This is a genomic window from Salipiger bermudensis (assembly GCF_017309175.1).
GTDB classification, from domain to species: domain Bacteria; phylum Pseudomonadota; class Alphaproteobacteria; order Rhodobacterales; family Rhodobacteraceae; genus Salipiger; species Salipiger bermudensis.
Genome location: NZ_JAEKJV010000021.1, coordinates 29,217 through 50,057 on the forward strand (window position 1 = coordinate 29,217; position 20,841 = coordinate 50,057).

19 protein-coding genes, 1 tRNA gene and 1 riboswitch are annotated in these 20,841 nt (G+C 68.2%); of the genes, 5 read left to right on the plus strand and 15 right to left on the minus strand.

Going from position 1 to position 20,841, the window contains the following annotated elements; translation table 11 throughout:
* The first annotated feature begins 81 nt into the window (after positions 1 to 81).
* On the plus strand, positions 82 to 573 hold the full coding sequence (locus JF542_RS21465; RefSeq protein ID WP_207077354.1) for a GNAT family N-acetyltransferase: 492 nt from the start codon (positions 82 to 84) through the stop codon (positions 571 to 573).
* 66 nt (positions 574 to 639) lie between these two features.
* Positions 640 to 716, plus strand: a tRNA-His gene (locus JF542_RS21470).
* Between the two features lie 114 nt (positions 717 to 830).
* On the opposite strand, the gene JF542_RS21475 is transcribed toward JF542_RS21470, so the two are convergent.
* Genes JF542_RS21475 through JF542_RS21485 form a run of 3 tightly spaced genes read right to left on the minus strand, consistent with a single transcriptional unit; the run spans position 831 to position 2,881 of the window.
* Complete coding sequence (locus JF542_RS21475; protein WP_007799183.1) at positions 831 to 1,619, minus strand: metal ABC transporter permease; 789 nt, start codon at positions 1,617 to 1,619, stop codon at positions 831 to 833.
* Positions 1,620 to 2,405: an ATP-binding cassette domain-containing protein gene (locus JF542_RS21480; RefSeq protein WP_207077355.1), complete on the minus strand. Its 786-nt coding sequence runs from the start codon at positions 2,403 to 2,405 to the stop codon at positions 1,620 to 1,622.
* Complete coding sequence (locus JF542_RS21485) at positions 2,402 to 2,881, minus strand: Fur family transcriptional regulator (RefSeq protein WP_040545363.1); 480 nt, start codon at positions 2,879 to 2,881, stop codon at positions 2,402 to 2,404. Before JF542_RS21485 ends, JF542_RS21480 begins: the two co-directional genes overlap by 4 nt.
* 86 nt (positions 2,882 to 2,967) lie before the next feature.
* Here JF542_RS21485 and JF542_RS21490 point away from each other — a divergent pair, with 86 nt between their 5' ends.
* Positions 2,968 to 4,029 (plus strand): zinc ABC transporter substrate-binding protein, encoded by a 1,062-nt coding sequence (locus JF542_RS21490; protein ID WP_207077356.1) that lies wholly within the window; start codon positions 2,968 to 2,970, stop codon positions 4,027 to 4,029.
* Between the two features lie 50 nt (positions 4,030 to 4,079).
* Here the strand turns inward: JF542_RS21490 and JF542_RS21495 are convergent, their stop codons facing one another.
* From JF542_RS21495 to JF542_RS21510, 4 genes are all read right to left on the minus strand, one after another.
* The gene (locus JF542_RS21495; protein ID WP_207077357.1) at positions 4,080 to 4,334 is read right to left on the minus strand and encodes a DUF2484 family protein; all 255 of its coding nucleotides are present in this window, start codon (positions 4,332 to 4,334) and stop codon (positions 4,080 to 4,082) included.
* Positions 4,335 to 4,479: 145 nt separating this feature from the next.
* Entirely contained in the window at positions 4,480 to 5,883 is a 1,404-nt protein-coding gene (gene murC, locus JF542_RS21500; RefSeq protein WP_040545362.1) for a UDP-N-acetylmuramate--L-alanine ligase, read from the minus strand.
* 29 nt (positions 5,884 to 5,912) lie between these two features.
* Positions 5,913 to 7,046, minus strand: coding sequence for a UDP-N-acetylglucosamine--N-acetylmuramyl-(pentapeptide) pyrophosphoryl-undecaprenol N-acetylglucosamine transferase (locus tag JF542_RS21505; protein ID WP_207077358.1), 1,134 nt, complete (start codon positions 7,044 to 7,046; stop codon positions 5,913 to 5,915).
* A 129-nt stretch (positions 7,047 to 7,175) separates the two neighbouring features.
* Positions 7,176 to 8,345 (minus strand): peptidoglycan glycosyltransferase FtsW, encoded by a 1,170-nt coding sequence (locus tag JF542_RS21510; RefSeq protein WP_207077359.1) that lies wholly within the window; start codon positions 8,343 to 8,345, stop codon positions 7,176 to 7,178.
* Positions 8,346 to 8,557: 212 nt separating this feature from the next.
* Here JF542_RS21510 and JF542_RS21515 point away from each other — a divergent pair, with 212 nt between their 5' ends.
* Positions 8,558 to 9,748: a BaiN/RdsA family NAD(P)/FAD-dependent oxidoreductase gene (locus JF542_RS21515; protein ID WP_207077360.1), complete on the plus strand. Its 1,191-nt coding sequence runs from the start codon at positions 8,558 to 8,560 to the stop codon at positions 9,746 to 9,748.
* A gap of 54 nt (positions 9,749 to 9,802) precedes the next feature.
* Positions 9,803 to 10,501 carry a hypothetical protein gene (locus JF542_RS21520; protein ID WP_007799168.1) on the plus strand — a complete coding sequence of 233 codons (699 nt, stop codon included), beginning with the start codon at positions 9,803 to 9,805 and terminating at the stop codon, positions 10,499 to 10,501.
* 3 nt (positions 10,502 to 10,504) lie between these two features.
* Here the strand turns inward: JF542_RS21520 and murD are convergent, their stop codons facing one another.
* The 8 genes from murD to mraZ form a co-directional block, all read right to left on the minus strand.
* Positions 10,505 to 11,908, minus strand: coding sequence for a UDP-N-acetylmuramoyl-L-alanine--D-glutamate ligase (gene murD / locus JF542_RS21525; RefSeq protein WP_207077361.1), 1,404 nt, complete (start codon positions 11,906 to 11,908; stop codon positions 10,505 to 10,507).
* A gap of 337 nt (positions 11,909 to 12,245) precedes the next feature.
* The gene (gene mraY, locus JF542_RS21530) at positions 12,246 to 13,328 is read right to left on the minus strand and encodes a phospho-N-acetylmuramoyl-pentapeptide-transferase (protein WP_207077362.1); all 1,083 of its coding nucleotides are present in this window, start codon (positions 13,326 to 13,328) and stop codon (positions 12,246 to 12,248) included.
* A 13-nt stretch (positions 13,329 to 13,341) separates the two neighbouring features.
* On the minus strand, positions 13,342 to 14,775 hold the full coding sequence (locus tag JF542_RS21535) for a UDP-N-acetylmuramoyl-tripeptide--D-alanyl-D-alanine ligase (protein WP_207077363.1): 1,434 nt from the start codon (positions 14,773 to 14,775) through the stop codon (positions 13,342 to 13,344).
* Positions 14,772 to 16,256: a UDP-N-acetylmuramoyl-L-alanyl-D-glutamate--2,6-diaminopimelate ligase gene (locus tag JF542_RS21540; RefSeq protein ID WP_207077364.1), complete on the minus strand. Its 1,485-nt coding sequence runs from the start codon at positions 16,254 to 16,256 to the stop codon at positions 14,772 to 14,774. The genes JF542_RS21535 and JF542_RS21540 overlap by 4 nt, the downstream gene beginning before the upstream one ends.
* A gap of 63 nt (positions 16,257 to 16,319) precedes the next feature.
* Positions 16,320 to 18,110: a peptidoglycan D,D-transpeptidase FtsI family protein gene (locus tag JF542_RS21545; RefSeq protein WP_207077365.1), complete on the minus strand. Its 1,791-nt coding sequence runs from the start codon at positions 18,108 to 18,110 to the stop codon at positions 16,320 to 16,322.
* Entirely contained in the window at positions 18,107 to 18,451 is a 345-nt protein-coding gene (gene ftsL / locus JF542_RS21550; protein WP_207077366.1) for a cell division protein FtsL, read from the minus strand. The genes JF542_RS21545 and ftsL overlap by 4 nt, the downstream gene beginning before the upstream one ends.
* Complete coding sequence (gene rsmH / locus JF542_RS21555) at positions 18,451 to 19,443, minus strand: 16S rRNA (cytosine(1402)-N(4))-methyltransferase RsmH (protein WP_207077367.1); 993 nt, start codon at positions 19,441 to 19,443, stop codon at positions 18,451 to 18,453. Before rsmH ends, ftsL begins: the two co-directional genes overlap by 1 nt.
* 1 nt (position 19,444) lies before the next feature.
* Positions 19,445 to 19,954, minus strand: a complete 510-nt coding sequence (mraZ, locus tag JF542_RS21560; RefSeq protein WP_083793931.1) for a division/cell wall cluster transcriptional repressor MraZ — start codon at positions 19,952 to 19,954, stop codon at positions 19,445 to 19,447.
* Positions 19,955 to 20,646: 692 nt separating this feature from the next.
* Positions 20,647 to 20,834, plus strand: a riboswitch (cobalamin riboswitch).
* Positions 20,835 to 20,841 lie beyond the last annotated feature (7 nt).

The window sequence follows — 20,841 nt, forward strand, 5'->3', positions numbered from 1 at the left end:
GCCGCGCAACCCCGCGCGGCATCCCTGCGAGGTAGCCCCGGCGGGCTTGATTTGCAAGCCGCGCGGTGGAACCGTGGCGCCATGACCGCCATGACCCTACCCGAGATCACCCCCTATACCAGCGCCGATCATGATTGGCTGGTCGAGGCCCATGGCCGCCTCTACGCCGCCGAGAACGGCTTCGATGCCAGCTTCCCGGTCGTGGTCGATGCGGTTCTGCGGGATTTCGAGACGGCTCACGACCCCACGTGCGAGCGCGGCTGGATCCTGCGCGCCGGGGCGCGTCGGCTCGGCAGCATCTTCTGCGTTCGCGAGGACGACCGCACCGCGCGGCTGCGCCTGTTTCTGCTGGAACCGGAGGCGCGCGGCACTGGCCAAGGCCGACGCCTGCTCGAGACCTGCATGGGCTTCGCACGCGGGCATGGCTATCGCCAGATTGTTCTCGGCACCCATGAAAGCCACCGCGCGGCCTGTGCGCTCTATGCCCGGAACGGCTTTGCCTGCACGCGTTCGACACCGATCCGGAACTACGGCCAGGCCTTGGTCGAGCAGGTCTGGGAGCGCCCACTCTGATCGCCGGAACAAGGTCCGGATTTTGACTTGCAATCCTCCGGAGCCGACGGTATTTCCCCCCAACGTGCCGCCTTAGCTCAGTAGGTTAGAGCGCTTGATTGTGGATCAAGAGGTCTCCCGTTCGAACCGGGAAGGCGGTACCACCCTCCCCCTCCAAGATTTTGGTGCCTGATCGCGGGTTGCCGCGTCCCTGATCGACGGGCTCTGTCGCGCGCGGTGTGCCGCGAATCGTTGCGACGCCCCGGAGGGCGCCGCGCTTATTTCTTCAGAAGACGCACCGCGCTGGTGGCGGCAAAAAGCAGGGCCGCGGCGCTGATCATCGACGGGCCCGCCGGCGTGTCGAGCAGGAATGCCCCCCACAGCCCGGACAGCGCCGCCATTGCGCCGATGCCGGCGGCGATCAGCGCCATGCCCTCCGGGCTGCGCGCCAGCGGCCGGGCGGCGGCGGCGGGAATCAGCAGCATGGCGCTGACCAGCAGCGCCCCCACCACCTTGATCGCGACCGCCACGGTGAGCGCCAGCGCCAGCGTCAGGATGCGCTGCTCGCGCCGCGGGTCGAGCCCGCTGGCATAGGCCAGATCCGGCGAGACCGTGGCCGTCAGCAGCGCCTGCCAACGCCAGGCGATCAGCGCGATCACCGCGCCCGCCCCGGCCCAGATCACCGCAAGGTCGACCTTGGTCACCGCGAGGATGTCGCCGAAAAGATAGGCCGAGAGATCGAGTCGCACCCCGGGAACGAAGGTCACCGCCACGAGGCCCAGGGCCAGCGCGCTATGGGCCAGCACCCCCAGCACCGTGTCCATCGCCAGCCCCCGGTCGGTGAGCGAGCCCACCAGAAAGGCCATCAGCAGCGCCACGACCATCGTGCCGATGACCACCGGCAGCGACAGGGCAAGCGACAGCGCCACGCCGAGGATGGCCGCATGGGCGGTGGCATCGCCGAAATAGGCCATGCGCCGCCACGCCACGAAACAGCCCAGCGGCGCCGCCGCGAGGGCAAGGCCCAGCCCCGCCAGCGCGGCACGCACGAGAAAATCGTCGAGCATTCAGCTTGCCTCCGAACGGGTATGCGCGTGGCCGTGATCGTGCGCGTGACCATGATCGTGATCGTGATCGCAGGCCGCATCATGGCGATGGCTGTGCTCATGCCGATAGAGCGCCAGCGCGCCGGCGGTGCCGGTGCCGAAAAGCGCCCGGTACTCCGCCGCCTGCGCCACCACCTCCGGGTGGCCCTGACAGCAGACATGGCCGTTCAGGCACACCACCCGGTCCGAGGCGCTCATCACCACGTGCAACTCGTGGCTGACCATCACCACGGCACAGCCCAGATGCTCGCGGATATGTTCGACCTGCCTATAGAACGCCGCTGAGCCGGGCTGGTCGAGCCCCTGCGTCGGCTCGTCGAGCAGCAACAGGTCGGGCTTTTCGAGCAGCGCGCGCGCCAGCAGCACGCGCTGGAACTGCCCGCCCGAGAGCCCGGACATCGGCCGCTCGCCGAGCGTGCCCGCCCCTGCCTCGTCGAGCGCCGCCTGCCGCTCGGCCGCCGGTACGCGCTTCGGCAGCGACAGGAAGCGCATCACGTTCATCGGCAGGGTCGGATCCATCATCAGCTTCTGCGGCACGTAGCCCAGCCGCAGGCCCGGCTTGCGGGTCACCTTGCCTGCATCCGGGCGCAGCGCGCCCAACAGCGTCCGCAAGAGGGTCGACTTGCCCGACCCGTTCGGGCCCACGATGGTGACGATCTCGCCCGGCGCGACGTGAAAGTCGACATGGCTCAGCACCTTGTGGCTGCCGAGCGTCACCTCGAGACGCTGCGCCTCGATCAGGTTCATGCCGCGGCCGTCCGGCAGTCTGGGCAGCGACCCTCGGCCTCGATCACCATGCGCGCCACCTCGAAATCGAGCGTGCCGGCAGCCTTGCGCACCGCCTGCGCGATCTCGCGCGAAGGCATCTCGGCCACCGCGCCACAGTCCGAGCAGATCAGGAAGGCGGGGGCGTGGCGCTCGCCGGGATGGGCGCAGGCGACAAAGGCGTTCAGCCGCTCGATCTTGTGTGCAAAGCCGTTGCCCACGAGGAAATCCAGCGCCCGGTAGACCGTCGGCGGCTGCGCGCCGATCCCCTCGGCACGCAGCACGTCGAGCAGTTCGTAGGCGCCCATGGCGCGATGCTTCTCGAGCAGGATCTCGAGCACCCTGCGGCGCTGCGGGGTGAGCTGGAGCCCCTGCTCGGCGCAGGTTTCCTCGGCGGCGCTCATCGCCTGCGAGATGCAATGCTGGTGATCGTGGTGGGTGAACCCGAGCGCGTCCATGGCGGCCTCCATCAATTATGGGCTTGATATGTTATAGCGTGGCCAGTATCAAGCCCGCGATGTTATACTATAACGAGATGAAGACGATGCTGAAACCGCTCCTCCCCGCGCTCTTCCTGGCCAGCCCGCTTTGCGCCGAGGTGCCCAAGGTGGTCACCGACATCGCCCCCGTGCAGGGACTGGTGGCTTCGGTGATGGGCGATCTGGGGACGCCCGAACTGCTGGTGCCGCAAGGGGCCTCGCCGCATGATCACGCGCTGAGCCCGTCCGAGGCCCGCAACCTTCAGGATGCGGATCTGGTGGTCTGGATCGGCGCCGAACTGTCGCCGGGCATCGGCCGCAAGATCGACGCCATCGCCGGCAGCGCTGCCGAGCTGGCGCTGTTCGACGCCGAGGTCACCGCGCATCTCGCCACCCGCGACGGGGCATTGTTCGAGCACGATCATGACCATGCGGACGACGGGCACGCGCATGAAGAGCATGCGCACGAAGACCACGACCACGACCACGACCACGACCACGACCACGACCACGACGATCATGACCATGATGATCACGATCATGAAGGCCATTCTGACGCGCATCACGACGACGACGATCACGCCGCGGCCGCCCATGGCCACGATCACGGCCCCGAAGATCCGCATGTCTGGCTTTCGCCCGCCAATGCCCGCGCCTGGCTCGGCGTGATCGCCGACGCACTGGCCGAGGCCGACCGTGAGAATGCCGGCGCCTACCGTGCCAATGCCGAGGCGGCGCAAGCGGAGATCGATGCCGCCGTCACCACGGCGCGCGCGCAGCTGGACGCCGCTCGGGACAGCCGGTTCGTGGTGTTCCACGACGCCTACCAGTATTTCGAGGACACTTTCGGCCTCAACGTTCTCGGCGCCATCCAGCTCTCGGACGCCACCGCGCCGAGCCCTGCGCGCCTCTCGGAGCTGCGCGATGCCATTGCCGAAACCGGTGCCACCTGTGTCTTCGCCGAGCCGCAGTTCGATTCGCGGCTGATCGATGCGGTCACCGAGGGCACGGAGGTGAAAGTCGCCGAGCTCGACCCTCTCGGCATGGCGCTCGAGCCCGGTGCGGGATTCTACCCTGCTCTGATCGGGGATCTGGCGACCCGCATCTCGGATTGCGCCGCCGACTGAGCGACGCTCGCAGAACCAAGATCACCAGAGGGGGCCGTGTGCCCCCTTTGTCATGCGCCGGGACGAGACCGCCGGCGCAGCCATCGCCAGAGGTAGAGCACCGGCCAGCGCAACACGCTCATCATCGCGAGCAAGACAACCAGCCCGACCCACGGGCCGCTCTCCCAGACCACGTAGCCGAGGATCGGCAGGCCGCTGGCGATCAGCAGATAGGCGCGGGTCCAGTGGTTGTCGCGCGAGGGCAGCAGGGCGGCGAGATTGGCCGCGATGCCCCAGGCGCAGGCCAGCATCAGCGAGACGGGCATGGGGCGGTCCTTTCGCGGTGACGTCGCTGGCAGACTGCCCCGGCGGACTCCCCCCCGCAAGCGGAAGAAACAGGAATTTTCGTACGAAAATTCCTGTCAGGCGCAGGGTCGGACAAGATTTTTCGTCCGAAAAATCTTCGCCGGCTCAGGCCTCGCGGCTCAGACGATCCGGCAGGTTGTTGGCCCAGCTCGAGATCGTGCCGGCGCCGAGGCAGACCACCATGTCGCCCGGGCGCGCCTGCTCGCGCACCAGCCGCTCGAGATCGTCCTCGTCGTGGATGGCGCGGGCATGGCGATGGCCGTGGCGGATCAGCCCGGCGACGAGATCGTCGCGGCTGGCGCCCTCGATCGGGTCCTCGCCAGCGCCGTAGACATCGCCGATTGCGACCACGTCTGCCTCGTTGAAGCAGGCGCAGAAATCGTCGAACAGCGTGTGCAGGCGCGAATAGCGGTGCGGCTGGTGCACCGCGATGACCCGGCCCTCGCTGGCCTGGCGCGCAGCCTTGAGCACCGCGGCGATCTCAACCGGGTGGTGGCCGTAATCGTCGATCACCGTCACCCCGTTGACCTCTCCCACGCGGGTGAAGCGGCGGTTGACGCCACCAAAGGCCGCGAGCGCCGCGCGGATCTCTTCGCGCGTCATGCCGAGATGGCGCGCCACCGCCACGGCGGCCAGCGCGTTCGACACGTTGTGATCGCCCGGCATCGGCAGGGTGCACTCCTCGATCTTGCTGTCCTCGCCCTGCAGCAGGATGTCGAAATGGGCGATGCCCTTCTCGTAGCGCAGGTTGACGGCGCGCACGTCGGCCTGGGCGTTGAAACCGTAGGTGGTCACCCGACGATCGCTGACCCGACCCACCAGCGCCTGCACCTCGGCATGGTCGGTGCAGCACACCGCCAGACCGTAGAACGGGATGTTCGAGACGAACTGGTAGAAGCCGTCGCGCAGGTTCTCGATCGAGCCCCAGTGCTCCATGTGCTCGGGGTCGATATTGGTGACGATGGCGATGGTCGCCGGCAGGCGGTTGAAAGTGCCGTCGCTCTCGTCGGCCTCGACCACCATCCACTCCCCAAGTCCGACGCGGGCGTTGGAGCCGTAGGCGTGGATAATGCCACCGTTGATCACAGTGGGGTCGAGCTGGCCCGCATCGAGCAGCGTCGCCACCATCGTCGTGGTGGTCGTCTTGCCATGCGTGCCGGCCACCGCGACGTTCGATTTCAGCCGCATGAGCTCGGCCAGCATCTCGGCCCGGCGCACCACCGGCAGGCCACGCCGCCGCGCCTCGTCGAGCTCGGGGTTGCCGGGCTTGATCGCCGAGGAGATCACCACCACCTCGGCGGCCTCGAGATTCTCGGCCCGCTGGCCCTCGAATACATGCGCGCCGAGGCTCTCCAGCCGTTCGGTGATCTTCGAGGCCTTCAGGTCCGAGCCCTGCACGGTGTAGCCATGGTTGAGCAGCACTTCCGCGATGCCCGACATGCCGATGCCGCCGATGCCGACGAAATGGATCGCCCCGACATCGCCGGGAAGTTTGGTTGCGGCGTTCATCATGCCCCCTGCGTCTGCGCGTTCGTGTTTCATGCCTGCCCGTCCTCTGCTGCCTGTTCCTGTCCCAATCCCGCGAGATGCTCCACCAGAACCGCGAGATGCTCTGCCGCGTTCGGTTTCGCCACCGACAGCGCCGCGCGCGACATCTGCAGCGCGCCCTCGGGATTGCCGAGCACGGCGGCGATGGCCTCGGCCATGCTGTCGACACTGAGCTTGCTCTCGGGCATGCGGATCGCGGCGCCCGCATCCACGAGCCCCTGCGCGTTCACCGTCTGATGGTCGCCCGCCGCCACCGCGTAAGGCACGAGGATCGAGGGCCGCCCGATCACCGAGATATCCGCCAACGACGAAGCGCCCGAGCGCGAGATCACCAGCTGCGCTTCGGACATGCGGGCGGGAATGTCGGTGAAGAACGGCTGCACGTCGGCGTCGATGCCGTGCTGGTGGTAGAACTCCGCGACCCGCTCGCCATCCTCGTCGCGCGCCTGATGACTGACGCGGAGGTGGCGCAGGATCTCCATCGGCAGGCGCTCGATGGCGGGCGGCACGATGTCCGACAGGATGCGCGCGCCCTGGCTGCCGCCGATCACCAACAGCGACATCGGGTAGTCACCGGGCACGATGTAGCCCGCGCCGCCGCGCTCCTGCACCGCCATGCGGACCGGGTTGCCGGTGTGCACGCCCTCGATGCCTTCGGGCAGCTTGGTGGGCCAGGTGCCGCAGCAGACGCAGTCGACCTTCTTGGCAAAGATCTCGTTGACGCGGCCCAGCACGCCGTTCTGCTCATGGATCATCCGCGGCAGCTTCATCAGGTGCGCCGCCCCCAGCGCCGGAATCGAGGGGTAGCCTCCGAACCCCACCACCACGTCGGGCCGGTCGCGACGGAAGCGCCGCATCATCGACAGCACGCCGCCCGCAATGCGGAACGGTACGCCGAGCTTGGACAGCGCCCCGCCCCGGGCGAAGGTGGCCGAGCTCACCTGCTCGATCTCGGTGGAATGGGGGAAGCCGCCGGTGTAGCGCGCGCCGCGCGCGTCGGTCGAGAGCTTCACCCGCCAGCCGCGCCGCAGCATGATCTCCGCCAGCGCCTGCGCCGGAAACATGTGCCCGCCGGTGCCGCCCGCCGCGATGACCAGTAGAGGGCGCCGGAACTGCTCTGCCATGATCCCGTGATCTCCCGTTCTTGTCCGCCGAAGCGCGGCTGAGCGCCGCGCCGGCTGTTGTTCGTTGCCTGCAGGCCGCCCCTGCGGCCCGACGCCGCCTCAGAGCACAGGCGGCGGGGAAAACCCAGCCTAGCGGGCGCGCCCGCGCAGGATTTCGCCGATCTCGCCTTGCGGGCGGGTCCGGGTGAAGGCCAGCAGCATGCCAAGCGCAATGCCCCCGGCAATCAGCGACGAGCCGCCATAGCTCACGAAGGGCAGCGTCATGCCCTTGGCGGGCAGCAGCCGCACCGCCACGCCCATGTTGATCATCGCCTGCACGCCGAACATCGCGGCAAGGCCGGTCCCGGCGAGGCGGATGAACGGATCACGCTCGCGGATCAGGCGCATCATCGAGCGCACCACCACGGTGGTGTAGAGCGCGATGATCGCCAGCACGAGGATCAGGCCGTATTCCTCCGCCGCCACGGCGATGATGAAATCGGTATGGGCATCGGGCAGCGACCATTTCACCGTGCCCTCGCCCACGCCCACGCCGAAGAAGCCGCCTTCCTGGATGGCATTGGTGGCGTAGCCGAGCTGGGTGGTGGGATCGACCTCGGGGGTGAGGAAGCCGTCGATGCGGCGGGCAAAGTGCTCGGAGTTGTTATAGGCGACCATGCCGCCCAGCACCACGAGCGCGGCAAGCCCCACCAGCAGCAGCATCGGCGCGCCTGCCACGAACCACATCACGCCCCAGCCGAAGAGCACCAGGCAGGCCTGCCCGAAATCCGGCTGCAGCGCCAGCGTCAGCACGATGGTCACCGTGAGCCCGAAAGACCAGATCTTGCCCGGCGGGCCGCCGATCTCCTGGCTGGCGGCCATCAGCCAGGCCACGACGATGACGAAGAGCGGCTTGAGGAACTCCGAGGGTTGCACGCTGGCAAAGCCCAGCGAGTACCAGCGCACCGCGCCCTTGCCGAAATCGGTGCCGAGGAAGGGCAGCCCCAAGAGCGCGATGAAGGCGCCGAGGAAGCCGATCACCGCGATCCGGCGCACCTGCACCGGCGTCATCATCGAGGTCAGAAGCATTGCGGTCAGCGCCAGCCCGCCAAAGAAGGCCTGCCGCTGCACGTAATGGAAATGGCCAAAGCCGTTGCGTTCGGCCAGCGGCGGAGACGCGGCCAGCCCCAGCAGGATGCCGACGCCGAAGAGCATGAGAATGCAGGACAATGCCCAGCGATCCACCGTCCGCCACCATTTGGGCAGAACGGGTTCGCCCTCGCGCACGGAGGACACCGTGCCGTAAACCATTTCCGTCATGGGATCACCGCTCGTGATGGCCGGCGCAGGGCCGGCAAACTGCCTGTATCGTCCGGGTTGTCCCGGATCTTCTGGAAAAAGCTTAGCAAAGCCCGGCCCGGTTGGGAAGCGCTGGTTGCGGCGCGTGTCGGCAGCCGGCAAAGCCCGCCCGCGCAGCCGGGGACGGCCCCAAGCCCTTGCGCGGCGCGGCGATCCGTGTTCCTGAGCGCCTCATGCAGATCGAAACGCTCATCCTCGGCGCCGGTGCCGCCGGCATGATGTGTGCCGCCCATGCCGGGCCCGGCACGCTGGTCATCGACCACGCCCGCGCCCCGGGCGAAAAGATCCGCATTTCCGGCGGCGGGCGCTGCAACTTCACCAATCTCGAGGTCGAACCGGCGCGCTTCCTCTCCGGGAACCCGCATTTCTGCAAATCCGCGCTGGCGCGCTACACACAGTGGGATTTCATCGAGCTGGTCAGCCGCCACGGCATCGCGTGGCACGAAAAGACCCTCGGCCAACTGTTCTGCGATGACAAGGCGACCCAGATCGTCGCCATGCTGCGCGCCGAAATGGAGACCGCGGGCGCCGAGCTCTGGCTCTCCACCGAGCTGGCCGAGCTCAGCCACGATGGCAGCTGCTTCATCGCGCGACTGACCCGCGAGGGCCGCACGGAGACAGTGAAAGCGCGCAACCTCGTGCTCGCCACCGGCGGCAAGTCGATCCCGAAGATGGGCGCCACCGGGCTGGCCTACAACATTGCCGCGCAGTTCGGTCTGCCGCTGGTGCCGACACGCGCCGGGCTGGTGCCCTTCACCTTCCCCGACGGACGCTTCTCGGCGCTCTCGGGCCTGTCGCTGCCGGTGCGGGCCCGCGCCGGACAGGCGGCGTTCGACGAGGCGATGCTGTTCACCCATCGCGGGCTCTCCGGTCCGGCGATGCTGCAGGTCTCGAGCTACTGGCACGAGGGCGAGGACATCGCCGTCGACCTGCTGCCGGGACAGGATCTGGCGGCGGCGCTGAAAACCGCCCGCAGTGAGAATGGTCGCCGCGCCGTCACCACCGCGCTGGGGCACCTGCTGCCGCCGAAGCTGGTGGCGCATCTCTCCGAGAGCCTGCCGCTCGCGGGCAATCTCGCCGACCTGTCGGACCGCCGCATCGCCGAACTGGCCGAGGCGCTTCAGGGCTGGCACCTGCGCCCGCAGGGCACCGAGGGCTGGCGCACCGCCGAGGTCACGCTCGGCGGCATCTCGACCGCGGCGCTGTCGTCGAAGACCATGGAGGCCAAGTCCGTCCCCGGCCTCTTCGCCATCGGCGAGGCGGTCGACGTGACCGGCTGGCTTGGCGGCTACAATTTCCAGTGGGCGTGGTCTTCCGGCACCGCCTGCGGTCGCGAGATCGCCTCCCGCCGCGCCGCCTCTTGAAAACGAGATCGAAACGTTACATTTTCGTCGTCTGTCTGTTACGGAGACGAGCCGATGGCGTTCGCCGATCATCCCACGCTGCACCCGACGAACTGGATTCGCGACCTCAAGGCACAGGTGCCGCGCAAGCTCGTCCGCGATGCGTGGAACAAGGCCCTATACGGCGCTGAGGCGCCGCTGTCGGACGAGGCGATCTACATCGATCCACTGGCGGTGCGGGAAACCTGCCGGACAATGCCGGGCGGCCCCCGCCTGCGCCGGCGCCAGAGCGGCATGGTCGTCGCCGGCGACTGGGACCTGTCGCGCACGACCTTCGGCGGCAACGTCAAGGTGGTGAGTTGCCGTATGCGCTATCTCGATGGCGTCGACTGGGAGCAGACCCCGCTCTTCGACAGCCTGATGGGCAAGATCGCTGCTGGCGAGCGACCCGACGAATGCGCCAGCCGCGACGACATCCTCAACCGCTACGAGTCGCTGGATCGGGTCTTCGAAGAGACCCGCCGCCGCGGGCGCCTTCTGAGCAAGGCCGAGCTGCCCGATTTCTTCCGCCGCGAGCATGGCGGCATCCTGATCCATATCGACCGCAACGGCGCTCCGCTGCGCGCGGCAAGCGGCGGCATCCACCGCCTCGCGATCGCGCAGATCCTCGAGCTCCCCGAGATCCCGGTTCAGATCGGCGCCGTGCACCGGGATGCCGTCAAAAAGGGGCTCTACGCGCCGCTGCGCCGGTCCCGGATCGGCACCGGCGCCTGAGCCTCAGCCCGCCAGCCGCGCCTTGACGCGGGCGGCGAAGTCGTCGCCGCGCTGCTCGAAATTGTCGTACTGGTCGAAGCTCGCCGCCGCCGGCGCCAGAAGCACCGTCTCACCCGGCTCGGCATCGGCCATGGCACGCGCCACGGCCGTGTCCATGTCGGTGCAGACCTCGGCCTCGACCCCGGCAAGCCCGAGCGCAAAGCCCGCTGCCTCACGGCCGATGACATAGGCCTTGGCGACATGGTCGAAACCCGGCGCAAGCGCCTCGAGCCCGCCCTCTTTCATCAGCCCGCCGCAGATCCAGCGAATCCGAGGGAAGGCCTGCAGCGCCTTCAGCGCCGCGTCCACGTTGGTCGCCTTGCTGTCGTTGACATAGGCCACGCCGCCGGCCTCGGCGACGATCTGGGACCGGTGAGGCAGCCCCTCGAAGGAGTGGAACGCCGCCTCGATCACCCGCGGCGCCACCCCCAGCGCGCGCGCCGCCGCGTAGGCCGCGCAGGCATTCTGGTGGTTGTGTGCGCCGGGAAGCCCGCGCACCTGCCGCAGATCGATCGACGCCACCTGCCGCCCCTTGCGCCACTCGGTGAGGAAGCCCTTGCGGGCAAAGACGTCCCAGCCGGGTCCGCTCAGCTTGCGCGCCGCCGAGACCCGGATGAGCCGGTCATCCACCGCCCCCTCGGCAAGCTGGTTCGCCAGGTACCGGCCTTCGGCCTCGTCGACGCCGATGACGCAGCGGTCCGGGCCGCCCTCGGCAAAGAGCCGGCGCTTGGCGGCAAAGTAGCCCCCGAGGCCGCCATGCCGGTCGAGATGATCCGCGGAGAGATTGGTGAACACCGCCACGTCCGGGGTCAGCGCGCGGGCGAGATCGGTCTGGTAGCTCGACAGCTCGAGCACGACCACGCCCCCCTCCTCCGGCGGCTCGATGTCAAGCACGCCGCGGCCGATATTGCCGGCAAGCTGGCTGCCGCGCCCGGCGCTCTGCAGGATGTGATGGATCAGCGCCGAGGTGGTCGACTTGCCATTGGACCCGGTGACCGCAACCACCTTGGGAGGTTGGTCGAACATCTCCCAGGCGCCGCTGCCGAAGGAGCGGAAGAACAGGCCGATGTCATTGTCGACCGGCACGCCCGCCTCCCACGCCGCAGCGATGACCGGGTTCGGAGCAGGATAAAGATGCGGGATGCCGGGCGACACCACCAGCCGGGCGACGCCGTCAAAACCGCCCTGGGCGGAAAGATCGCGGGTCTCGAAACCCTCGGCCTCCGCCGCGGCTCGTGCCGCGGGGTTGTCGTCCCAGCACAGCGCCTGCGCCCCGCCCTCGCGCAGCGCCCGCGCCGCCGAGAGGCCGGAGCGCCCGAGCCCCAGCACCGCCACCGTCTGACCATCGAACCCGGTTACCGGAATCATTCGCCCTGCCCTCGCTCTCTCACATTCGCCCCAGCGCTACCGCAAGCGCCGCACCATGACCAGAGCACCAAACGGCTCGAGCGCGGCGCGTGAGGGGGCCAGCCCCCTCTTGGCGCTGTGCGCCAATTCACCCCCGAGGTATTTTTTGAACCAAAGAAGCCAGGAGCGCTGCGCCACTGGCTTCTCTTCGTCGAAAATACTCCCGCCGGAGGCAGGCCGACCAGCGCAATCGGCACCGCTCGCGGCAAAGGCGTCACGCCCGCCAGAGCCGTGGAGACCGGGGCCACGCCCCCGGTCGACGTGACCTGTGCGCGGCCCGCGGACGCGCGCCGCCAGATCAGCGCAGCTTGAGCGTGGCGAGCCCGATCAGCGCGAGGATCAGCGAAATGATCCAGAACCGGATCACGATCTGCGGCTCGGCCCACCCCTTCTTCTCGTAATGGTGGTGGATCGGCGCCATCAGGAAAACCCGCTTGCCGGTGCGCTTGAAGTAGAACACCTGAATGATGACCGAGAGCGCCTCGACCACGAAGAGCCCGCCGACGATGGCCAGCACGATCTCGTGCTTGGTGGCCACGGCGATCGCCCCCAGCGCGCCGCCGAGCGCCAGAGAGCCGGTATCGCCCATGAACACCGCTGCGGGCGGCGCGTTGTACCACAGGAACCCGAGCCCGCCTCCGATCAGGCCGGCGCAGAAGATCAGGATTTCGCCGGTGCCGGGCACGTAGTGCACATCGAGATACTCGGTGAAGTCGGTGCGGCCCACCGCGTAGGCGATGATGCCCAGCGTGCCCGCGGCGATCATCACCGGCATGATGGCGAGCCCGTCGAGCCCGTCGGTCAGATTCACCGCGTTTGCCGCCCCCACGATGACGATCATCGCGAAGGGCACGAAGAAGATCCCCAGATCCAGTAGCGCGTTCTTGAACACCGGGAAGGCCAGCTCGCCGGTCAACTCGGCCGGGTGGTGCCATGCGGCCCATCCCGCCGCCAGACCGGCGATCAGAAAGCCCAGCAAAAGCCGGATCTTGCCGGAAACACCTGCGGTGTTCTGCTTGGCCACCTTGGCGTAATCGTCGGCAAAGCCGATGGCGGCGTAGCCCATGGTCACAAACAGCACCATCCACACGAAGGGATTGTCGAGCCGCGCCCAGAGCAGCGTCGAAGTCAGCAGCGCCCCCACGATCAGCAGCCCGCCCATGGTGGGCGTGCCAGCCTTGACGAAATGCCCCTCGGGGCCGTCGTCGCGGATCGGCTGGCCCTTGCCCTGCCGCTTGCGCAGCACGTCGATCAGCGGGCGTCCGAAGATGAAGCCGAAGATCAGAGCGGTCAGGAAGGCGCCGCCGGCGCGGAAGGTGATGTAGCGGAACAGGTTGAACAGGTCGCCGCCGTCGCTCAGTTCTGTGAGCCAGTAAAGCATGCTGTGGTCCTCGTTACCCGTTGCCGCCCGCGGGGGATACGCCCATGCGCCGGATCGCGTCAACCACGCGCCCGAGCCCGGTGGAGAGCGAGCCCTTCACCAGCACGACATCGCCCGCATCCATATCATGCCGCACCCGCGCCGCCATGCCGTCGGCGGTCTCGGTCCAGTGGCCGCGCTTGTGCTGCGGCAGCGCCTGCCACAGGGTGCGCATCAGCGGACCAACGCAATGCACGAGATCGATCCGTTCCATGGCCGGCAGATCCGCCACCGCGCGGTGCAATGCCGCCTCGGTGGCGCCGAGCTCTTTCATGTCCCCGAGATAGGCGATGCGCCGCCCATGCGAGACGCGCCCCACCCCGTCTCGGGTCTTCGCGCCCGCCAGCACCTCGAGCGAGGCGGCGAGCGAGGCCGGGTTGGCGTTGTAGGCGTCGTCGATCAGCTCGAGAGAGAGATGCGTCTCCACCGGGTCGAGCAGAATGGTCTCGCGCTGGCCGCGCCCGGCGCCAGCGGTCCACTGCCCCAGCGCGGTGACCGCCAGAGCCCGGTCTAGCCCTAGCGCATGCGCCACAGCCAGCACGCCCATGCCGTTGACCGCGAAATGCCGCCCCGGCACGGAGACCTTGAACAGCACCGGCGAGCGCCAGGCCCGGCCCTGCACCACCGTGGTGCTGTCGCCGATATCGACATGGGTGACACGGTGATGGTTGCCCTCGGCCTCGCCGAAGGTGAGCACATGCGCGGCTCTCGCCTCCCCGGCCGCCACCAGCAGCGGCGAGACTGGCAGATCGCCGTTCACCACCGCCGTGCCGCCGGGCTCCAGCCCCTCGAAGATCGCCGCCTTCTCGCGCGCGATGCCCTCGAGGCTCTCGAACGCGGCAAGGTGCGCTGGCGCCACGATCGTGATCATCGCCACATCAGGGCGCGCCATGCGCGACAGGGGGGCGATTTCGCCGGGGTGATTCATGCCGATCTCGATGACCGCGAAATCCACGTCCTCGGGCATCCGCGCCAGTGTCAGCGGCACGCCCCAGTGGTTGTTGTAGCTCTTCTCGGCGGCGTGGACGCGGCCCTGCGCGCCGAGCACCACGCGCAGCATTTCCTTGGTCGAGGTCTTGCCGACCGAGCCGGTGACCGCCACGACCCTGGCCCGCGTGCGCGCCCGCGCGGCGCGGCCCAGCGCCTCGAGCCCGGTCTGCACGTCATCCACGATCAGCAGATTCGCCGGGTCCACGCCCTCCGGGATGCGGCTGACCAGCGCGGCGCTGGCACCGTTATCCAGCGCCTGCGCCACGAAATCATGCCCGTCCCGCGCCGCCTTCAGCGCCACGAAGAGATCGCCCTTGGCGATCGTGCGGGTGTCGATGGAGACGCCGTTGGCCTCCCAGTCGCCCGCGACCTGCCCGCCGGTGGCGGCAGCCGCGTCCTTGGCCGTCCAGAGTGTCACAGGCCCCTCCCGTCCAGCGCCGCCACGGCCACGCTGGCCTGTTCGACATCGTCGAAGGGATAGACCGTGTCGCCGACGATCTGCCCGGTCTCGTGGCCCTTGCCGCAGACCAGCAGCGCGTCGCCCGGCTGCAACAGATCGACGCCCCGCAGGATCGCCTCGGCGCGGTCGCCCACCTCGGTGGCCTCGGGCGCCCCCTCGAGCACCTGCGCGCGGATCGCCGCCGGATCCTCGGAGCGCGGGTTGTCGTCGGTGACGATGACGAGATCGGCGTTCTCGGCGGCGGCGCGGCCCATCAGCGGGCGCTTGCCGGCGTCACGGTCGCCGCCGGCGCCGACGATGGCGATCAGCCGGCCCATGACATGCGGGCGCAGCGCCTTGATGGCGGTGGCCACCGCATCGGGCGTGTGGGCGTAATCGACATAGACCGCCGCGCCGCTGTCGCGGGTGGCGGCAAGCTGCATCCGGCCATGCACGGTCTCGAGCCGGGGCAGCGCGCGGAACACGTCCTCGGCCTCGGCGCCGCAAGCGATCACGAGGCCCGCCGCGACCAGCGCGTTCTGACCCTGGAAGCCGCCGATGAGGTTGAGGCGGAGCTGCTCGACCACGCCATGCCAGCTCAGGCGCAGCTCCTGCCCGGTGGCATCGAAGCGCTGGCCCAGCAGGCGCAGGTCGGCGCCTTCGCTCTCGCCCACGGTCAGCACCTCCTGCCCGCGGGCGCGGGCGATGGCGAGCATGTCGATGCCGCGGGCATCGTCGATATTGACCACCGCGGTGCCCTCTTCGGACAACACGCGGGCGAAAAGACCGGCCTTCGCGGCAAAGTACTCTTCGAAGTCCGCATGATAGTCGAGGTGGTCCTGGGTGAAGTTGGTAAAGCCCGCCGCAACCAGCTGCACGCCGTCGAGCCGGCGCTGGTCGAGCCCGTGCGAAGAGGCCTCCATCGCGGCGTGCTCGACGCCGGCGCTCGCGGCCTCGGCCAGTGCCTTGTGCAGGGTGATCGGCTCGGGCGTGGTGTGGCGCAGCGGCGCCTGCCAATCGCCCTCGACCCCGGTGGTGCCGAGATTGACCGCGCGGTAGCCCAGCTCCTGCCAGAGCCGGCGCACGAAGCTCGCCACGCTGGTCTTGCCGTTGGTGCCCGTCACCGCGACCATCGTCGCCGGCTGCGCGCCGAAGAACAGCGCGCAGGCATAGGCCAACGCCGCGCGCGGCTCGGCGGCGATCACCAGCGCCACGTCGCTCTCGGCCAGTGCCGCCTCTGCGAGGCGCGCCCCCTCGGCATCGGTCAGCACCGCCACGGCGCCCTGCGCCAGCGCAGTGTCGATGAAGGTTGCGCCATGCACCTTGGTGCCCGGCATCGCCGCAAAGAGATGGCCCGGCATCACCGCGCGGCTGTCGACCGAAATGCCCGTGACCCGGGCGTCGCGGCCGCCGCGGGCCGTCAGGCCGAGATCCGACAGGCTCTTTTCCTCACCGCTCATATCTGCCCCCGAAGCGTTTGGTGGTTGAGAGAGGTCCGGATCCGGCGGGAGCCCGTGGCGGCGTCACTGCCGGACCAGCGTGACCTCTGCCACTTCTCCCATATCGTAATCCGGACGCAAGCCCAGAAGCGGCGCGATCCTGCCGATCATCTCGGCGGCCACCGGAACGGCGGTCCAGCCGGCGGTGCGGCGCGGCTTCGAGCCCGAGGTTTCCACCGGCTCGTCCAGCGTCACGATGAGCACGTATTTCGGATCATGCGCCGGGAACATCGCGGCGAAGGTGGCGATGACCTTGTCCTTGTAATAGCCGCCGCCCTGCTCGCGCGGCTTGTCGGCGGTGCCGGTCTTGCCGCCCACGTGATAGCCCGGCACCTCGCCGAAGCTCGCCGTGCCGGTGCTCACCACCTTGCGCAGCATGTCGCGCGAGGCCGCCGCCACCTGCGGCGACATCACCCGGTCGCCGAACTGTGCGCCCTGCTGCTTGAGCAGCGTGGGCTTCACCAGCGTGCCGCCATTGGCGATGGCCGAATAGGCCGCCGCGAGGTGCAGCGGCGAGGACGACAGGCCGTGGCCATAGGAGATCGTCACCGAGGACAGATCGGTCCAGCGCGCCGGCAGCAGCGGCTTGCCGCCCGCCGCCTCGACGATCTCGAGCGGTGTCGGCTCGAAGAAGCCCAGCTTCTTGAGGAAGTCCTGCTGGCGGTCGATGCCGATGGCCAGCGCCATCTTGCCGGTGCCGCGGTTCGAGGACTTGATGATGATCTCCTCGACCGGGATCTCGCCGTAGTTGTGGCCCTCGAACTCGCCGATGCGGTGGCCGCCGACCTTGAACGGCGGGCGGGTGTCGATGATGGTGTCGGGCCGCACGAGGCCCAGCTCCATCGCCTGTGCCGCCGCGAAGATCTTGAAGGTCGACCCCAGCTCGTAGACCCCCTGCACAGCGCGGTTGAACAGCGGGCTGTCCGAAGGGCTGCCCGAGGTCGGCGGGCGCGGGCGGTCGTTGGGGTCGAAATCCGGCAGCGACGCGATCGAGATCACCTCGCCGGTATGGACGTCCATCAGCACCGAAGCGGCGCCCTTGGCGTTGAGCAGCCGCATCCCGGCGTCGAGCACGCGCTCGCTCGCGGCCTGCACGGATAGGTCGATGGACAGCTCCAGCGGTGCCCCGCCACGAGCCGGGTCGCGCAGTTCGGCGTCGAAGAACTTCTCGATGCCGGCGGTGCCGATCACCTCTGCCGAGGCCACGCCCTCGCGGCCGAAGCTGGCGCCGCCCATGACGTGCGAGGCCAGCGCGCCGTTGGGGTAGAGACGCATCTCGCGCGGGCCGAACAGCAGGCCCGGCTCGCCGATATCGTGCACGGCCTGCATCTGCTCGGGGCTGATCTTCTTCTTCACCCAAAGGAACTTGCGCTTGGGGTCGGTGAAATCCTTCACCAGGCGCTCTTCTTCGAGATCCGGGAAGATCGCCTTCAGCTCCTTGGCGGCGCGCAGCGGTTCGATCATCTGCTGCGGGTGGGCGTAGAGCGAGTGGGTCTCCATGTTGGTCGCGAGGATGCGGCCGTGCCGGTCGGTGATGTCGGCGCGGCTGGCGATGATCGAGGCGCCGCTGGCATGGGCGCGCGGCTCGGCCGGCTCGGAGGCGGCAAGCATGCCCATGCGGGCGCCGACCACGGCAAAGGCCACGAGGAACATCACGCTCATCACCAGCAGGCGGCCCTCGGCCCGGACCCGCGCCTTGTCGCGCATCTGCTCGTGGCGGATTCGCAGGTTCTCGCGTTCGATGGCGTCGGGGTTCTCGCCCTTCTGGCGGGCCTCGAGAATGCGGGCGAGCGGGCGGAGCGGCGTGCGGGTCATTGCGTTGCCCCCGCGCTCGAGACGTCGATCGGCTCCATCACCACCAGCGGCTGGGTCACCGGGTAGGAGACCTGATCGACACGGCCGAACTGGTCCGGCCGCATCGGCAGCAACTCGAGCCGAGGGAAGTTGATTTCGGCCAGGTCCCGCAGCCGGTCGGGGCGGTTGAGATAGGCCCATTCCGCCTTGAGGATCGCCAGCCTCGCGCGTGCGTCGGCAATGTCACGGTGCAGGCGCTCGACATTGTCGAGCGCTGCCTGGGTCTCGTAATTCTCGCGATAGGCCCAGAAGGCGAGGCCGATCAGGCCGAGGAACGTGGTCACGTAGAGCAGCGTCCGCATCAGCGTTTCCCCTTGAGCTGAGGCATGTTGAGCTTGTCCGCGCCGATCTCGCCGGGCGCGGCGTCGGTGCGTTTGCCGATCCGCAGCCGGGCCGAGCGGGCGCGCGGATTGGCGGCGAGTTCCTCGTCATCCGGGCCGACGGCCTTGCGGGTGAGGAGTTCGAAGCGCGGCGCCTCGGTCTCGGTGACCGGGGCGTGGCGGCTGACTGTGTCGAGGCGGCCGGTGCGCGCCTGAAAGAAGCGCTTGACCATGCGGTCCTCGACGGAATGGAAGGTGACGACGCAGAGCCAGCCGCCGGGCTTCAGCGCCCGCTCGGCCGCCATCAGCCCGCGCCAGAGCGCGCCATACTCGTCGTTCACCGCGATGCGCAGCGCCTGGAAGCTGCGGGTGGCCGGATGCGACTGGCCGGGCTTCGGACGCGGCAAGCAGGCCTCGACGATCGAAGACAGCCGCGCGGTTGTCTCGATCGGCTCCTGGTCGCGGGCCTTCACGATGGCCCGCGCGATGCGGCGCGAGGCGCGCTCTTCGCCATAGGTATAGAGAACGTCGGCCAGCGCCGTCTCGTCGAGCCGCTTGACCAGGTCGGCGGCGCTCTCGCCCGACTGCTCCATGCGCATGTCGAGCGGACCGTCCTTCATGAACGAGAACCCGCGTTCGGCGATATCGAGCTGCATCGACGACACACCAAGGTCCAACACCACCCCGTCGGCGCCGCTGATGACCTTGTCCATGTCGGCGAAATTGCCCTTGACCAGCTCGAGCCGGTCGCCATAGTCGCCGATCCAGCCCTGCGCCATCTGGTGTGCCAGCGGATCGCGGTCGATGCCGATCACCTTGTCGGCCCCGGCCTCGAGCAGACCGCGGGCGTAGCCCCCTGCCCCGAAGGTGCCGTCGACCCAGGTGCCGCTGACCGGCGCCACGGCCTTCAGAAGCGGCCGCAGGAGAACCGGGACATGCGGCGCGCCGTTATCTTGATCCGCCGCAGGTGCCATCTCAGATCTCCTCGTCCTCATCGTCTTCATCGAGCAGTTCCAGCGGGTCGCCGTCAAAATCGGCCAGTTCGTCCTCGGTCTCCTCGAGATCGGCCTCGTAGGCCGCGGGCTCCCAGATCTGGAAGGTGTCGACTGTGCCGATGAACTGCGCTTCGTTCTCGAGCGCAATCTTGTCGCGCAGCTTGACAGGAATCACGATCCGACCTGTGTCGTCAACGCTCGACGTGACCGACTGGCCCGAGATCAGCCGCTCGAGCAGGCGCCGCTTGCGCGAGCCACGCTTCATGTTGCTGATGCGGTCCTCGATGGCCTCGATTTCCTGGATGGTGAAGCATTCGAGATACTTGCGGCGCTGGTCGCCGTAGACGATCACGAAATTGGGGCTCAGACCTTCGGTCCAGTCGGGATCACCGGCTTCAAGCACACGGCGAAAAGAGGCCGGGATGGACACCCTGCCCTTGCTGTCGACCTTGTGCCGACTTTCGCCTCTGAACCTCAGCCTGCGGCCCACTGTCCCTACTCACGCCCCTTGAAACGAAATACGGCGGGTTGATCTGCTGCCACCGATCAACCCGCCGCCTTGACCCGCTGTGCGGGCTGGTCCAGCTGCGCGCGCCACCTGGGGGGATGTCTGCTCGCTCGCGCGCCGGATCTCTGTGTTTCGATGAGGGCGGGTGCCTGTATGAACCTGCTCTTTTATTATTGTGGGTGTTTGCCGGGGCTTTGTTTTTTGCCCTCTGTCCCGTCCCTCATCGTGGTTAAAGGTATGTCATGGGAATTCATGGGAGGCAACGGGGAATTTCGGGAGAAGGCACAAGTTCTTGTCCACACCCCCTGTGGAAAACAACATGTAGAGGCCTATTCGACAAAATCTCACAAACATGTGGTAAGCGGGAACCTGCACACAACTATATATAGTCACGCTGTCGTGAAGATGTCACGGGCCGCAAAATCCCAAAAATGTTTTGTTGCTAAACACAAGAATTTAGGCGTCCTGAGATAAACCCAGATTCGGGCGCACCAGACCCGATGAATCACCTGAAAATCCGGCCGTGATGCGCGCTCTGACCCACGCGGGGGCAGTATTTCCCAAATCAGTTCCATGCAATCCCATGCGCGGTGCCATCCATTCCCATGCGGCCCCGAATCCACGCGCCCGGCGGCTGGCACCAAGGAAGCACTTGTGTGGTGCGACGCGCCGCATTAAGCGGAGCGGGCCTCGGTTCCGGGCCTTGTCCGGAGAATAGGGAACGCGGTGCAAACCCGCGACTGCCCCCGCAACTGTGAGCGGTGAGTGCGACCGGCATATGCCACTGGGCGAAACGCCCGGGAAGGCCCGCGTCGCGCGATGACCCGCAAGTCAGGAGACCTGCCAAGGTGATCACCCTCCCCATGCGC

Coding starts and splice junctions, on each gene's coding strand:
- JF542_RS21515 (WP_207077360.1), top strand. CDS start 8,558: ATGCAGATCGAAACGCTCATCCTCGGCGCCGGTGCCGCCGGCATGATG.
- rsmH (WP_207077367.1), bottom strand. CDS start 19,443: ATGGCACCTGCGGCGGATCAAGATAACGGCGCGCCGCATGTCCCGGTT.
- murC (WP_040545362.1), bottom strand. CDS start 5,883: ATGAACGCCGCAACCAAACTTCCCGGCGATGTCGGGGCGATCCATTTC.
- JF542_RS21520 (WP_007799168.1), top strand. CDS start 9,803: ATGGCGTTCGCCGATCATCCCACGCTGCACCCGACGAACTGGATTCGC.
- JF542_RS21505 (WP_207077358.1), bottom strand. CDS start 7,046: ATGGCAGAGCAGTTCCGGCGCCCTCTACTGGTCATCGCGGCGGGCGGC.
- JF542_RS21510 (WP_207077359.1), bottom strand. CDS start 8,345: ATGACGGAAATGGTTTACGGCACGGTGTCCTCCGTGCGCGAGGGCGAA.
- JF542_RS21485 (WP_040545363.1), bottom strand. CDS start 2,881: ATGGACGCGCTCGGGTTCACCCACCACGATCACCAGCATTGCATCTCG.
- JF542_RS21475 (WP_007799183.1), bottom strand. CDS start 1,619: ATGCTCGACGATTTTCTCGTGCGTGCCGCGCTGGCGGGGCTGGGCCTT.
- JF542_RS21540 (WP_207077364.1), bottom strand. CDS start 16,256: ATGAGCGGTGAGGAAAAGAGCCTGTCGGATCTCGGCCTGACGGCCCGC.
- JF542_RS21545 (WP_207077365.1), bottom strand. CDS start 18,110: ATGACCCGCACGCCGCTCCGCCCGCTCGCCCGCATTCTCGAGGCCCGC.
- JF542_RS21480 (WP_207077355.1), bottom strand. CDS start 2,405: ATGAACCTGATCGAGGCGCAGCGTCTCGAGGTGACGCTCGGCAGCCAC.
- JF542_RS21465 (WP_207077354.1), top strand. CDS start 82: ATGACCGCCATGACCCTACCCGAGATCACCCCCTATACCAGCGCCGAT.
- ftsL (WP_207077366.1), bottom strand. CDS start 18,451: ATGCGGACGCTGCTCTACGTGACCACGTTCCTCGGCCTGATCGGCCTC.
- JF542_RS21490 (WP_207077356.1), top strand. CDS start 2,968: ATGCTGAAACCGCTCCTCCCCGCGCTCTTCCTGGCCAGCCCGCTTTGC.
- JF542_RS21495 (WP_207077357.1), bottom strand. CDS start 4,334: ATGCCCGTCTCGCTGATGCTGGCCTGCGCCTGGGGCATCGCGGCCAAT.
- murD (WP_207077361.1), bottom strand. CDS start 11,908: ATGATTCCGGTAACCGGGTTCGATGGTCAGACGGTGGCGGTGCTGGGG.
- mraY (WP_207077362.1), bottom strand. CDS start 13,328: ATGCTTTACTGGCTCACAGAACTGAGCGACGGCGGCGACCTGTTCAAC.